Annotated in this window: 13 protein-coding genes; 12 read left to right on the forward strand and 1 reads right to left on the reverse strand. The window is 71.1% G+C overall.

Going from position 1 to position 13,668, the window contains the following annotated elements; all coding sequences use genetic code 11:
• The first annotated feature begins 2 nt into the window (after positions 1-2).
• Positions 3-1,844, forward strand: coding sequence for an alpha/beta hydrolase family protein (locus tag AWB89_RS00740; protein ID WP_085171148.1), 1,842 nt, complete (start codon positions 3-5; stop codon positions 1,842-1,844).
• Here AWB89_RS00740 and AWB89_RS00745 read toward each other — a convergent pair.
• Positions 1,841-2,767 (reverse strand): class I SAM-dependent methyltransferase, encoded by a 927-nt coding sequence (locus tag AWB89_RS00745; protein WP_085171149.1) that lies wholly within the window; start codon positions 2,765-2,767, stop codon positions 1,841-1,843. The genes AWB89_RS00740 and AWB89_RS00745 overlap by 4 nt on opposite strands.
• Positions 2,768-2,838: 71 nt before the next feature.
• On the opposite strand from AWB89_RS00745, the gene AWB89_RS00750 reads away from it, so the two are divergent.
• The 11 genes from AWB89_RS00750 to AWB89_RS00800 all read left to right on the forward strand — a co-directional run bounded on the left by AWB89_RS00750 (position 2,839) and on the right by AWB89_RS00800 (position 13,623).
• Entirely contained in the window at positions 2,839-4,260 is a 1,422-nt protein-coding gene (locus tag AWB89_RS00750; RefSeq protein WP_085171201.1) for an NAD(P)H-hydrate dehydratase, read from the forward strand.
• 18 nt (positions 4,261-4,278) lie between these two features.
• Positions 4,279-5,661, forward strand: coding sequence for a glutamate decarboxylase (gene gad, locus AWB89_RS00755; RefSeq protein ID WP_085171150.1), 1,383 nt, complete (start codon positions 4,279-4,281; stop codon positions 5,659-5,661).
• Between the two features lie 103 nt (positions 5,662-5,764).
• Positions 5,765-6,931 (forward strand): alanine racemase, encoded by a 1,167-nt coding sequence (gene alr / locus AWB89_RS00760; protein ID WP_193791097.1) that lies wholly within the window; start codon positions 5,765-5,767, stop codon positions 6,929-6,931.
• 52 nt (positions 6,932-6,983) lie between these two features.
• The gene (locus AWB89_RS00765; RefSeq protein ID WP_170929101.1) at positions 6,984-8,036 is read left to right on the forward strand and encodes an alpha/beta fold hydrolase; all 1,053 of its coding nucleotides are present in this window, start codon (positions 6,984-6,986) and stop codon (positions 8,034-8,036) included.
• Complete coding sequence (gene tsaE / locus AWB89_RS00770) at positions 8,029-8,544, forward strand: tRNA (adenosine(37)-N6)-threonylcarbamoyltransferase complex ATPase subunit type 1 TsaE (RefSeq protein WP_085171151.1); 516 nt, start codon at positions 8,029-8,031, stop codon at positions 8,542-8,544. Before AWB89_RS00765 ends, tsaE begins: the two co-directional genes overlap by 8 nt.
• On the forward strand, positions 8,529-9,161 hold the full coding sequence (gene tsaB, locus AWB89_RS00775) for a tRNA (adenosine(37)-N6)-threonylcarbamoyltransferase complex dimerization subunit type 1 TsaB (protein WP_142282388.1): 633 nt from the start codon (positions 8,529-8,531) through the stop codon (positions 9,159-9,161). The genes tsaE and tsaB overlap by 16 nt, the downstream gene beginning before the upstream one ends.
• Complete coding sequence (gene rimI / locus AWB89_RS00780; protein ID WP_085171152.1) at positions 9,158-9,625, forward strand: ribosomal protein S18-alanine N-acetyltransferase; 468 nt, start codon at positions 9,158-9,160, stop codon at positions 9,623-9,625. The genes tsaB and rimI overlap by 4 nt, the downstream gene beginning before the upstream one ends.
• Positions 9,622-10,647 carry a tRNA (adenosine(37)-N6)-threonylcarbamoyltransferase complex transferase subunit TsaD gene (gene tsaD, locus AWB89_RS00785; RefSeq protein ID WP_085096370.1) on the forward strand — a complete coding sequence of 342 codons (1,026 nt, stop codon included), beginning with the start codon at positions 9,622-9,624 and terminating at the stop codon, positions 10,645-10,647. Before rimI ends, tsaD begins: the two co-directional genes overlap by 4 nt.
• Before the next feature lie 254 nt (positions 10,648-10,901).
• Positions 10,902-11,204 carry a co-chaperone GroES gene (gene groES, locus AWB89_RS00790; RefSeq protein ID WP_007167930.1) on the forward strand — a complete coding sequence of 101 codons (303 nt, stop codon included), beginning with the start codon at positions 10,902-10,904 and terminating at the stop codon, positions 11,202-11,204.
• 82 nt (positions 11,205-11,286) lie between these two features.
• A complete protein-coding gene (groL, locus tag AWB89_RS00795) occupies positions 11,287-12,921 on the forward strand; it encodes a chaperonin GroEL (RefSeq protein ID WP_085171153.1) in 1,635 nt (544 codons plus the stop codon).
• Positions 12,922-13,044: 123 nt separating this feature from the next.
• Positions 13,045-13,623, forward strand: a complete 579-nt coding sequence (locus AWB89_RS00800) for a carboxymuconolactone decarboxylase family protein (RefSeq protein WP_085171154.1) — start codon at positions 13,045-13,047, stop codon at positions 13,621-13,623.
• Positions 13,624-13,668 lie beyond the last annotated feature (45 nt).

Below are 13,668 nucleotides of genomic sequence, written 5' to 3' on the forward strand. Positions count from 1 at the left end.
CGATGGGGGTCCGCGCGCTCTACGGTGCATCGCTGTCACCCGACGCCACCGCGTTCGCCCACCTCGTCGACGACGGCGGCTATCCCCATGCGGTGCAGCGCTTCCTGCACGGCCGCCAGTTCAGCGCGGCACGCAACGTCGAGCTGCCGGTCGAGGGCCCGGTCTCGCGGGTCCTCCACTCCGCCGACGGTCACTGGCTGGCCTGCGAGGTGGCCCCCGAGGGCGGCACCCGCAGGCAGATCTGGGTCGTCACCACCGATCCCGAGGACCGGATGGCCTGGCGCGCCGACCGCGAGGACGACGGGACCGCCGAGCTGATCGGGTGGGACGGCACCCGGATCGCGGCCATCCTGACGGGCGAGGACGGGGTGGGCCGGTCGTGCCTGATCGATCCGGCCGACGGCGACTGCGCCGTGCTGGACCGGCGTTCGGGCGCCCGGCTGGTCGACGCGTGGGCGGGCGCGGCGCTGATCCGGGTCGGGCCGCGCGGCTACCAGGAAATGGTCATGCTGCACGGGGAGACCGAAATCGCGCTGCTGCCTTCCGATCCCGGGGCCGTGACGGCCAAGGGCGCCATCCTCGACGACCACCATCCCCGCCGCCTGCGCTACGGCCCGACCGGCGAACTGACCAGGCTGTACAACCCCGGCGTGGGCGCCGACGGATACTTCCGCGCGCTGCTCATCAGCGACAACGGCTGCGAACACGCCCGGCTGCTCGAGGTGGTCGCCACGCTGGACGGCGTGAGCTACTTCGTGGTGGCCGAGCGCCCCGACTGCGATCTCGACGAGTTCGCCGTCAGCGCCGACATGTCCACCGTCGCGCTGCTGTGGAACCTGCAGGGCCGCAGCGAGTTACAGATACTCGACCACACCGACTACACGCTGGCCGAACCGATTCCACTGCCCGGCGACGTCGCGGGCGAGCTGTCGCTGAGCGCCGGAGGCTCGATGGTGGCGATGACCGTGCAGGGCCCGGCGATGCCGCGCACCGTCGAACTGGTCGACCCGCGCACCGGGGAATGGCAACTCGTGGACCGCGAACCCAGCCGCGGCCCGCTGGCCCGCGGCTTTTCCGCGCGGCCCACGCTGGAGACGATCACCGCGCGCGACGGGCTGAACCTGCCGTCGTGGCTGTACCGGTCCTCCGTAACCGCTTCCCGCCCAGGCGCTTTGGTGTACCTGCACGGCGGGCCGGAGGGGCAGGCCCGGCCCGACTACAGCGAGATCTTCCCGGAGGTGCTCAACGCCGGGATCAGCGTGCTGACGCCGAACGTGCGCGGCTCCGGCGGGCTGGGCCGCACCTTCGTGCACGCCGACAACAAGGAGAAGCGGTTCGCGGCCATCGACGACGTCGCCGACTGCGTGCGCTTCCTGGTGGACAACGGGGTGGCCGACCCCAGCCGAATCGCCTGTGCGGGCTGGTCCTACGGCGGCTACCTCACGATGGCCGCCATGACGTTCTACCCGGAGTTGTTCGCCGCGGGCGTCACCATCTGCGGGATGAGCGACCTGACCACGTTCTACCGCAACACCGAGCCGTGGATCGCCGCTGCCGCCTACCCGGAGTACGGCCACCCGGTCTACGACCGCGAACTGCTCGAGCGACTGTCCCCGCTACGCCGGGTCGACGCCCTGACCGCGCCGCTGCTCGTGGTGCACGGCGCCCACGACACCAACGTCCCGGTCGGCGAATCCGAGCAGATCGTCGCGGCGCTGCGACAAGCCGGCCGCACCGTGCGCTACCTGCTGTTCGCCGACGACGGCCACGAGATCGTCAAGCGCGAGAACCACGAGGCGCTGGCCGCGGCGATGACCGAATGGCTGACCGACGCGTTCGCCTAAGCGCGTTTGGCGGTGACGTAGTGCAGTCCGCTCAGCGTCTCGGTGTCCTCGTCGGCATCGGGAGGCAGCGAGAGGCCTTGGGCGGCAAGCAGGCTCGCGACACTGCGGGCCGACGTCGCCCAGCCGTGGCCGTTCAGGTACTCGATGACGTCGTTGCGCTCGCCCGTGTACCACAGGTCGGTCATCTCGATGTCGAAGCCGTGTTCGCGCCACTGGTCGGTGACGTCACGCATGCGATCGGCCATGATCTGCACCGCGTCGCTGGGTCCACGCAGGTTCTCGGTGGCCAGCCGGCTTCCCGCGGGGCTCAGCGCAGTGATGTTGTCCAGCAGCCGATCCTGGGCGTCCGGCGGCAGGAACGGCAGCAAGCCCTCGGCGCTCCACGCGGTGGGCTGGCTGGGGTCCAGTCCGGCCGCGCGCAGCGCCGCGGGCCAGTCGTGGCGAAGGTCGACCGGCACCGTTCGCAACTCGGCGATCGGTGAGGCGCCCAGCCCGGCGAGGGTGGTCGTCTTGAAGTCGATGACCCGCGCCTGGTCGATCTCGTACACCGTGGTCCCGGCCGGCCAGGGCAGCCGGTAGGCGCGGGCGTCGAGCCCCGACGCCAGGATCACCGCCTGGCGGATCCCGTCATCGGCTGCGGCCATGAAGAAGTCGTCGAAGAACCGCGTGCGGATCCCCATCATGTCGCCCATGCGCGCCATGCCGAAGTCGCCGTTGTCGTCGACCTCGGCGGGATCCAGCTCGCCGCTGGCCAGCCGGGTGAAGAAGTCGACGCCGACGGCGCGCACCAGTGGCTCGGCGAAGGGATCGTTGATCAGCGGGTTGGGCGCGCGGCTGGCCAGCGCGCGCCCCACCGCGACGCCGGTGGCGGTGGCGCCGACGCCGTTACTCAGGTCCCAGGTGTCGTTGTCGGTCCGGGCCATGCGCGCCCCCCGTCTGCCGTTTGGATCAAGCCGCCCGCGACTGTACGCCCGGACATGGAATGCTTGCGGTGATGCGGCATTACTACTGCGTTGACGCGATCCGCGACGCCGAGGCCCCGCTGTTGGCGAGCCTGCCCGACGGCGCGCTGATGCGGCGCGCGGCGTTCGGGCTGGCGACCGAGATCCTCGCCGAGCTGACCGCCCGGGCGGGCGGGGTCGCCGGACGACGGGTGTGCGCGGTCGTCGGCTCGGGAGACAACGGCGGTGACGCGCTATGGGCGGCGACCTTCGTGCGCCGCCGCGGCGCTGCCGCCGACGCGGTGCTGCTCAACCCCGAGCGCACCCACCGCAAGGCGCTGGCCGCGTTCGGCAAGTCCGGCGGCCGTATCGTTGAAAGTGTCTCGCCCACAACCAATCTCGTCATCGACGGGGTGGTGGGGATCTCCGGTTCGGGTCCGCTGCGGCCCGCGGCGGCCGAGGTGTTCGCCGCGGTGGACGACGCGGGCATCCCCGTCGTCGCCGTCGACATCCCCAGCGGCATCGACGTGGCGACGGGCGCCATCACCGGCCCCGCGGTGCACGCCGCGCTGACCGTCACCTTCGGCGGGCTCAAACCCGTGCACGCGCTGGCCGATTGCGGGCGCGTCGAACTGATCGACATCGGCCTGGACCTACCGAAGACCGACGTGTTGGGTTTCGAGGCCGCCGATGTCCTCGCGCGCTGGCCGGTGCCCGGGCCGCACGACGACAAGTACACCCAGGGCGTGACCGGGGTGATGGCCGGCTCGTCCACCTATCCCGGCGCGGCCGTGCTGTGCACCGGCGCCGCGGTCGCCACGCACTCGGGCATGGTCCGCTACGCCGGTAGCGCGCACACGCAGGTCCTGGCGCAGTGGCCCGAGGTGATCGCGTCGCCGACCCCGGCCTCGGCCGGCCGCGTGCAGTCCTGGGTCGTGGGACCTGGGCTGGGCACCGACGAGACCGGCGCCGCGGCGCTGTGGTTCGCGCTGGACACCGACCTGCCGGTGATCGTCGACGCCGACGCGCTGACCATCCTGGCGGCCCACCCCGAGCTCGTTGTCGATCGCAGCGCACCGACGGTGCTGACGCCACACGCGGGTGAGTTCGCGCGGCTGGCGGGTAACCCACCGGGGGACGACCGCGTCGGCGCGTGCCGCAAGCTGGCCGACACGTTCGGCGCCACGGTGCTGCTCAAGGGCAACGTGACGATCATCGCCGCCCCCGGCGGCCCGGTGTACCTCAATCCCGCCGGGCAGTCGTGGGCGGCCACCGCCGGATCCGGCGACGTGCTGTCCGGGATGATCGGCGCGCTGCTGGCGTCGGGGTTGCCGGCCGCCGAGGCCGCCGCGGCCGCGGCCTTCGTGCACGCGCGGGCGGCGGCGCTGTCGGCCGCCGACCCGGGCCCCGGCGAGGCGCCGACGTCGTCGTCGCGGATCGTCCCGCACATCCGGGCCGCCCTGGCCGCCCTCTAGCACCCGAAAGGATCCGCCGTGCCACGCCATCCGTCCGTGCCCGCCCACTCGATCGCCCCCGCCTACACCACGCGCTTGTTCACCGCGCCGGTGCCCGCGCTGCGCCTCCCCGACGAGTCCATGGATCCCGACGCGGCGTACCGCTTCATCCACGACGAACTGATGCTCGACGGCAGCTCGCGGCTGAACCTGGCCACGTTCGTCACCACCTGGATGGATCCCGAGGCCGGCAAGCTGATGGCCGAGACCTTCGACAAGAACATGATCGACAAGGACGAATACCCGGCCACCGCGGCCATCGAGCAGCGCTGCGTCTGCATGGTCGCCGACCTGTTCCACGCCGAAGGCCTCAAGGACGACGACCCCTCGAGCGCCATCGGGGTGTCCACCATCGGTTCCAGCGAGGCGGTCATGCTGGGCGGGCTGGCGCTGAAGTGGCGCTGGCGCCAGAAGGTCGGAAAGGATTGGCGCACGCGCACTCCCAATTTGGTGATGGGCTCCAACGTCCAGGTGGTGTGGGAGAAGTTCTGCCGCTACTTCGACGTCGAACCGCGGTACCTGCCGATGGAGGAGGGGCGCTACGTCATCACCCCCGAGCAGGTGGTCGACGCCGTCGACGAGGACACCATCGGCGTCGTCGCGATCCTCGGCACCACCTACACCGGCGAGCTGGAACCGATTGCACAGATCTGCAAGGCGCTGGACAAGCTGGCGGCCGGCGGCGGCGTGGACGTCCCGGTGCACGTCGACGCGGCCAGCGGCGGCTTCGTGGTCCCGTTCCTGCACCCGGAGCTGGTGTGGGACTTCCGGCTGCCGCGGGTGGTGTCGATCAACGTCAGCGGCCACAAGTACGGGCTGACGTACCCGGGCGTCGGGTTCGTGGTGTGGCGCGGCGCCGAGCATCTGCCCGAGGATCTCGTGTTCCACGTCAACTACCTGGGCGGCGACATGCCGACCTTCACGCTGAACTTCTCCCGCCCCGGCAACCAGGTGGTCGGCCAGTACTACAACTTCCTGCGCCTGGGCCGCGAGGGCTACACCAAGGTCATGCAGAGCCTGTCGTCGACGGCGCGCTGGCTCGGAGAGCAGCTGCGCGAAGGCGAGCACTGCGAGCTGATTTCCGACGGCTCGGCGATCCCGGTCATCAGCTTCCGGCTGGCCAAGGACCGCGGCTACACCGAATTCGACGTCTCCCACGAGCTGCGCGGGTACGGCTGGCAGGTGCCCGCCTACACCATGCCCGACAACGCCACCGACGTCTCGGTGCTGAGGATCGTGGTGCGCGAGGGGCTCTCCGCCGACCTGGCCCGGGCGCTGCACGACGACGCCCGCAGCGCGCTGGCGTCGCTGGACAAGCTCAAGCCGGGCGGGCATTACGACGCCCAGCACTTCGCCCACTAGGCGTTCAGCGCCGAACGTCGACTTGTGGCGCTGATCAGGCCGAATCCCCGACAACAAGTCGACGCTCGACGACGCTTGCGGCGCTTCTGGGACAATGGCGGGCGTGTCCGCTACGCCGATATCCCTGACGCCCGGCATCCTCGCCGAGGCCGTCGTGGACCTGGGCGCCGTCGCGCACAACGTCCGGGTGCTGCGCGAGCACGCCGGCGGCGCGGGAGTGATGGCCGTGGTCAAGGCCGACGGCTACGGCCACGGCGCGACGCGGGTCGCCCGCACTGCCCTGGCCGCCGGGGCGGCGGAGCTGGGCGTCGCCACCGTCGACGAGGCGCTGGCGCTGCGGGCCGACGGCATCACCGCGCGGGTGCTGGCGTGGCTGCACCCGCCCGGCATCGACTTCGCGCCGGCCCTGCTGGGCGATGTCGAGATCGCCGTGTCCTCGGTGCGCCAGCTCGACGAGGTGGTCGACGCCGTGCGCCGGACCGGGCGGACGGCCACGGTGACCGTCAAGGTGGACACCGGGCTCAACCGCAACGGCGTCGCCCCGGCGCAGTACCCCGCGATGCTGAGCGCGCTGCGCGCCGCCGTCGCCGAGGACGCCATCCGGCTGCGGGGAGTGATGTCGCACATGGTGTACGCCGACCAGCCCGACAACCCCATCAACGACGTTCAGGCCCAACGGCTTTCCGACATGCTGGCGCTGGCGCGCACCGAGGGCGTGCGGTTCGAGGTTGCCCACCTGGCGAATTCGGCGGCCACGATGTCGCGGCCCGACCTGGCCTTCGATCTGGTGCGGCCCGGCATCGCGGTGTACGGCCTGAGCCCGGTGCCCGGGCTCGGCAACATGGGGCTGGTCCCGGCGATGACGGTGAAATGTCCCGTCGCGCTGGTGAAGTCGATTCGCGCCGGCGAGAGCGTGTCCTATGGGCACACCTGGACGGCGCAAACCGACACCAACCTGGCGCTGCTGCCGATCGGCTACGCCGACGGTGTGTTCCGCTCGCTGGGCGGGCGCCTCGAGGTGCTGATCAACGGCAGGCGGCGGCCAGGCGCGGGCCGGATCTGCATGGACCAGTTCGTGGTCGACCTGGGTCCCGGGCCGCTCGACGTCGCCGAGGGCGACGAGGCGATCCTGTTCGGGCCCGGCACCAGCGGCGAACCCACCGCGCAAGACTGGGCCGACCTGCTCGGCACCATCCACTACGAAGTGGTCACCAGCCCCCGGGGGCGGATCACCAGAACCTATCGCGAGGCCGAAACCGTTGAGCGCTGAGAGGACCCGCAGGCGCCAGAGGGGCAGGGCCTGGCTTGCGGGCGGCGCCGGGGTGACCGCCGTCGCCACCATCGTCGGGGCCTCCGCCCGCCGGTCGATGACCCAGCGCGCCACCGCTCTCGAAGACCCTTACGCCGACGAGGATTTCGAGCGGATCGACCACGACCGCGCCTACGTGGTGACCACACCCGACGGGGTGCCGCTGGCCGTGCGCGAGGCGGGGCCGGTGGACGCCCACGTGACCATGGTCTTCGTCCACGGTTTCTGCCTGCGGATGGGCGCCTTCCATTTCCAGCGGACCCGGCTGCCCAACCGGTTGGGCGCGCCCGTGCGGATGGTGTTCTACGACCAGCGCGGGCACGGGCGCTCCGGCGCCGCCGAGCCCGAGACCTACACGCTGACCCAACTGGGCGAGGACCTGGAGACCGTGCTGGCCGAGGTCGCCCCGCGCGGGGTGGTCGTGCTGGTCGGCCATTCGATGGGCGGCATGACGGTGTTGTCGCACGCCCGCCAGTTCCCCGAGCACTACGGCAGCAGGATCGTCGGCGCCGCGATCATTTCCTCGGCGGCCGAGGGGGTTACCCGCTCGCCCCTGGGCGAGATCCTGAAAAACCCTGCGCTGGAAGCGTTCCGGTTCACCGCCCGCTCCGCGCCGAAGCTGATGCACCGCGGCCGCAACGTGTCGCGGTCGCTGATCGGGCCGATCCTGCGCGCCGCGTCCTACAGCGACCTGCAGGTCAGCCGGAGCCTGGACGCGTTCTCCCAGCGGATGATGAACGGCACCCCCATCGCCACCATGGTGGGCTTCCTGGACGCGCTGGAAAAGCACGACGAAACCGCCGGGCTGTGGACGTTGCTCAGGGTGCCCACGCTGATCGCCTGCGGCGACCACGATCTGCTCACCCCGGACGAATACTCGCGGAAGATGGCGGCCTCGCTGCCGCGCTCCGAGCTGGTCATCGTCAGCGGCGCGAGCCACCTGGCGCTGCTGGACAAGCCAGAGGCCATCAACGACGGGCTGGTTCGGCTGGTGCGGCGGGCCGTCCCGGGCAAGTGGGCCCTGCGGTACCGGCGGCTCAAGCAACGGCTGCGGCGCCATGGGTGAGGGCGTCGACCCGCCGCGCCCGGCTGCGCCGCGCTTGCGATCGCCGCGGGGTGAGGGCGGCACGGCCACGCTCGAGCGCGTTGAGGACACCGTCGCGCTCGGCTCGCGGCTGGGCCGGGACTTGCGGGCCGGTGACGTGGTGGTGCTCTCCGGCCCGCTGGGAGCGGGAAAGACGGTGCTGGCCAAGGGGATTGCCGCGGCGATGGACGTCGACGGGCCGGTCACGTCGCCGTCGTACGTGCTGGCCCGGGTGCACCCGCCGCGGCGGTCCGGCGCGCCGGCGATGATCCACGTCGACATGTACCGGCTCCTCGATCAGGGCCGCGCCGACCTGCTGGGCGAGCTCGATTCCCTCGACCTCGACACCGATCTCGACGACGCGGTCGTCGTGGTCGAGTGGGGTGAGGGACTCGCCGAACGCCTCTCCGAGCGGCACCTCGACGTCCGCCTGGAGCGGGTCAGCCAGTCCGACGTGCGGATCGCCACCTGGGAATGGGGTGGGCCGTGACTCTCGTTCTCGCCCTGGACACTTCGACCCCGGCCGTGACCGCCGGCGTCGTACGGCTGCCCGATCAGGTGCTGGCCGAGCGGGTCACCGTGGACGCCCGCGCACACGCCGAGCGGTTGACACCCAACGCGCTCGCCGCCCTCGCCGACGCCGGGCTGACGATGGCCGACCTCGATGCCGTCGTGGTGGGTTGCGGGCCGGGCCCGTTCACCGGCCTGCGCGCCGGGATGGCCACCGCCGCCGCCTACGGCCACGCGCTGGGCATCCCGGTGCGCGGGGTGTGCAGCCTGGACGCGATCGGGGTGCGCACCAGCGGCGACGTCCTGGTGGTCACCGACGCCCGCCGCCGCGAGGTGTACTGGGCGCGCTACCGCGACGGCTTCCGCATGGCGGGACCGGGAGTCGATGCGCCCGCCGACGTCGACCCCGGGCCGGCGCGGGCGGTGGCGGGCTCGCCCGACCACGCGGCGCTGTTCGGCCTGCCCGTCTGCGGCCCCGTCCACCCGACGCCCGCCGGCCTGGTCGCGGCGGTGCCCGACTGGTCCGAGCGCCCGCTGCCGCTCGTGGCGCTCTATCTGCGCCGGCCCGACGCCAAACCCCTGGCGGCTCCCCGATGACCGCCCCCAGCGAGCCGGTGACCCTCGGCGCGTTGGCGCCCGCCGACGCCGCGCGCTGCGCCGAGCTGGAGGCGCAGCTGTTCCCCGGCGACGATCCGTGGCCCGCGGTCGCGTTCAACCGGGAACTGGCCGCCAAGCACAACCACTACGTGGCCGCCCGCGTGGGCGGCACGCTGGTCGGCTACGCAGGCATCTCGCGGCTGGGCCGCACCCCGCCGTTCGAGTACGAGGTGCACACCATCGGGGTGGACCCGGCCTATCAGGGCCGGGGCATCGGCCGCCGGTTGCTCGACGAACTGCTCGCCTTCGCCGACGGCGGCGCCGTCTACCTCGAGGTGCGCACCGACAACGAGGCGGCCATCGCGCTGTACCGCAGCACGGGATTCGAGCAGATCGGCCTGCGCAAGCGCTACTACCGAATCAGCGGCGCCGACGCGTACACGATGCGGCGGGAACCCCAATGACCGTCATCCTGGCCATCGAAACCTCCTGCGACGAAACGGGAGTCGGCATCGCGCGCCTGGACTCCGACGGCACCGTCACCCTGCTCGCCGACGAGGTGGCCTCCAGCGTCGACGAACACGTCCGCTTCGGCGGCGTCGTCCCCGAGGTCGCCTCCCGCGCGCACCTCGAGGCGCTGGGCCCGGCCATGCGCCGCGCGCTGGCGGCCGCCGGCCTGGACAAGCCCGACGTCGTCGCGGCCACCATCGGGCCCGGGCTGGCCGGGGCCCTGCTGGTGGGAGTCGCCGCCGCCAAGGCGTATTCGGCCGCCTGGGACGTGCCGTTCTACGCCGTCAACCATCTGGGCGGGCACCTGGCCGCCGACGTCTACGAGCACGGGCCGCTGCCCGAGTGCGTGGCGCTGCTGGTGTCCGGCGGGCACACGCACCTGCTGCACGTGCGGTCCCTCGGCGAACCGATCATCGAGCTGGGCAGCACCGTCGACGACGCCGCCGGCGAGGCCTACGACAAGGTGGCGCGGCTGCTGGGGCTGGGCTATCCGGGCGGCAAGGTGCTCGACGACCTGGCCCGCACCGGCGACCGCGACGCGATCGCCTTTCCGCGCGGCATGACCGGCCCGGCCGACGACGCGTACGCCTTCAGCTTCTCCGGGCTGAAGACCGCCGTCGCCCGGTACGTCGAGAGCCATCCCGACGCGGCGACCCCCGACATCGCCGCCGGCTTCCAGGAGGCCGTCGCCGACGTGCTCACCATGAAGGCGGTGCGCGCGGCCACCGCGCTGGGCGTCTCGACGCTGCTCATCGCCGGGGGAGTGGCCGCGAACTCGCGGCTGCGGGAGCTCGCCACGCAGCGCTGCGCGGCCGCGGGGCTGACCCTGCGGATCCCCCGCCCCCGGCTGTGCACCGACAACGGGGCGATGATCGCCGCCTTCGCGGCGCACCTGGTGGCCGCGGGCGCGCCGCCCTCGCCCCTGGACGTGCCCAGCGACCCCGGCCTGCCGGTGGTAAAAGCGCAGGTGAACTGATGTTCGCTCAGCGCGGACACGCCAATGTTTCAGAAGCACCGGGGCGCCCTTGAGTGCTAGCACTCGCATGTATAGAGTGCTAGGTGGCAATCGGCCACGCCCTGCGCCGGCACCCGCGACGACGGCGCTCGGGCAACGGATGGATGCTGGATCAACTGATAATTCGGGCGGTTCGGGGCTTGCCCCGGACCGACCGCCAATTCCGGCCGGGGCACCGTGCCCCGGACCCGACAAACTAGTGGAGGGCTCCAATCGTGGCGAAGGTGAACATCAAGCCACTCGAGGACAAGATTCTCGTGCAGGCCAACGAGGCCGAGACCACGACCGCGTCCGGTCTGGTCATTCCTGACACCGCCAAGGAGAAGCCGCAGGAAGGCACCGTCGTCGCAGTCGGCCCGGGCCGGTGGGACGAGGACGGCGAGAAGCGGATCCCGCTGGACGTTTCGGAGGGTGACACCGTCATCTACAGCAAGTACGGCGGCACCGAGATCAAGTACAACGGCGAGGAGTACCTGATCCTGTCCGCCCGCGACGTGCTGGCTGTCGTATCCAAGTAAGGACCGTGTACCGCCCCGGCGATCCCCGCACACCACCGCGGGTGATTTCCGGGGCGGCATGCGTTCGGGACGAAGGAACCTGATGAGCAAAGTTATCGAGTACGACGAAACCGCGCGCCGCGCCATGGAGGCCGGCGTGAACAAGCTCGCCGACGCGGTGCGGGTGACGCTGGGCCCGCGCGGCCGGCACGTGGTGCTGGCCAAGGCGTTCGGCGGACCGGCGGTGACCAACGACGGCGTCACCGTCGCACGCGACATCGACCTGGAGGACCCGTTCGAGAACCTGGGCGCCCAACTGGTCAAGTCGGTGGCCACCAAGACCAACGACGTCGCCGGTGACGGCACCACCACCGCGACCGTGCTGGCGCAGGCGCTGGTCAAGGACGGCCTGCGCATGGTCGCCGCCGGCGCCAACCCCATCGCACTCGGCGTCGGCATCGGCAAGGCCGGCGACGCGGTGTCCGAGGCGCTGCTCGCGGAGGCCACCCCGGTGGCCGGCAAGGAGGGCATCGCGCAGGTGGCGACGGTGTCGTCGCGCGACCCGCAGATCGGCGAGCTGGTCGGCGAGGCCATGACCAAGGTCGGCGCCGACGGCGTGGTCAGCGTCGAGGAGTCCTCGACCCTGAGCACCGAGCTGGAGTTCACCGAGGGTGTCGGCTTCGACAAGGGCTTCCTGTCGGCGTACTTCGTGACCGACTTCGACTCGCAGGAGGCCGTGCTCGACGACCCGGTGATCCTGCTGCACCAGGAGAAGATCAGCTCGCTGCCCGACCTGCTGCCGATGCTCGAGAAGATCGCCGAATCGGGCAAGCCGCTGCTGATCGTCGCCGAGGACATCGAGGGCGAGGCCCTGGCGACCCTGGTGGTCAACTCGATTCGCAAGACGCTGAAGGCCGTCGCGGTCAAGGCGCCGTTCTTCGGCGACCGCCGCAAGGCGTTCCTCGAGGACCTCGCGGTGGTCACCGGCGGCCAGGTGATCAACCCCGACGCCGGGCTGCTGCTGCGCGAGGTCGACACCGACGTGCTGGGCTCGGCCCGCCGCGTGGTGGTCAGCAAGGACGACACCATCATCGTCGAGGGTGGCGGTTCCAAGGACGCGGTCGACGCCCGCATCAAGCAGCTGCGCGCCGAGATCGAGAAGAGCGACTCGGATTGGGATCGCGAGAAGCTGCAGGAGCGGCTGGCCAAGCTGGCCGGCGGCGTGGCCGTCATCAAGGTCGGTGCCGCGACCGAGACCGCGCTCAAGGAGCGCAAGGAAAGCGTCGAGGACGCCGTCGCGGCCGCCAAGGCCGCGGTCGAGGAGGGCATCGTCGCCGGCGGCGGAACGGCGCTCATCCACGCCCGCAAGGCGCTGAAGGAACTGCGCGGGACGCTGAGCGGCGACGAGGCGCTCGGGGTCGACGTGTTCTCCGAGGCGCTGGCGGCCCCGCTGTACTGGATCGCCACCAACGCCGGGCTCGACGGCTCGGTCGTGGTCAACAAGGTCAGCGAGCTGCCCGTCGGGCAGGGGCTGAACGCCGAGACGCTCGAGTACGGCGACCTGCTCGGCGCAGGCGTCATCGACCCGGTCAAGGTGACCCGCTCGGCCGTCGTCAACGCGGCGTCGGTGGCCCGGATGGTGCTCACCACCGAGACGGCCGTCGTCGACAAGCCCGCGGAGGCGGACGACGACCACGGCCACGGCCATGGGCATGGGCATCACCACCACCATCACTAGGTAGTGCCAAGGAAACACCCCCGGTTCATCGCCGGGGGTGTTTCTCTTTTGGCCGTCCGTGATGCTCACTCGCAATGCTGCGCACTAACGTCGACTCTGCGGAACAGTGAGGAGAAAGGACCCATGGGAAAGCCTGCTGCGTACGACTCATCGGTCGTCGTTCCACTTCCGGACGAGGACGAGATCGCTCGATCCATCGGCGATGGGTATGACCCCGACACCACGCTGAACGTCCTGAAGATGATGAGCGGGACGGGAGACTTCTTTCCCGCGCTGATCGGCATGGTGAAGGCCGTCTTTGGTGAGCCAGACATCGACGCCAAGCACCGTGAGGTCATCATTTTGCGCGCCGCGTCGGTACTCAACTGCCCCTACGAGTGGCAGGCGAACGAACTGATGGCCCGCAACGCGGGCCTCACGGCATCCGAGATAGACGCCGTCGCCGGCGACGCCCCTGGGGGGCTGGCTGACCTCGACGCCGACTATCGGCTGTTGATCGCGGCCACCGATGAGCTCCTCACGTCCGCCACGCTGACGGACGACACGTTGCGGTCTCTGCTCGACAGGTTCGGGACCACGACCACGCGCAAATACATCGCCACCATTGCGTGGTTCAGCCTGCTGAGTCTGTTTCTCAACGGCACCAGGGTTCCGATGGAAACGACTGACAAGATCGGCCAGCGGAGCTCGCCCCTCGGCTGATCCCGAGCCCTGAAGGAGAAGTCGACGCCCGCTGGGCCGTGGGGC

Origin of the sequence: Mycobacterium paraense (genome assembly GCF_002101815.1) — a bacterium.
GTDB classification, from domain to species: Bacteria; Actinomycetota; Actinomycetes; order Mycobacteriales; family Mycobacteriaceae; genus Mycobacterium; species Mycobacterium paraense.

Coding starts and splice junctions, on each gene's coding strand:
- rimI (WP_085171152.1), top strand. CDS start 9,158: ATGACCGCCCCCAGCGAGCCGGTGACCCTCGGCGCGTTGGCGCCCGCC.
- AWB89_RS00745 (WP_085171149.1), bottom strand. CDS start 2,767: ATGGCCCGGACCGACAACGACACCTGGGACCTGAGTAACGGCGTCGGC.
- AWB89_RS00800 (WP_085171154.1), top strand. CDS start 13,045: ATGGGAAAGCCTGCTGCGTACGACTCATCGGTCGTCGTTCCACTTCCG.
- tsaE (WP_085171151.1), top strand. CDS start 8,029: ATGGGTGAGGGCGTCGACCCGCCGCGCCCGGCTGCGCCGCGCTTGCGA.
- AWB89_RS00750 (WP_085171201.1), top strand. CDS start 2,839: ATGCGGCATTACTACTGCGTTGACGCGATCCGCGACGCCGAGGCCCCG.
- tsaB (WP_142282388.1), top strand. CDS start 8,529: ATGGGGTGGGCCGTGACTCTCGTTCTCGCCCTGGACACTTCGACCCCG.
- groL (WP_085171153.1), top strand. CDS start 11,287: ATGAGCAAAGTTATCGAGTACGACGAAACCGCGCGCCGCGCCATGGAG.
- AWB89_RS00740 (WP_085171148.1), top strand. CDS start 3: ATGGGGGTCCGCGCGCTCTACGGTGCATCGCTGTCACCCGACGCCACC.
- tsaD (WP_085096370.1), top strand. CDS start 9,622: ATGACCGTCATCCTGGCCATCGAAACCTCCTGCGACGAAACGGGAGTC.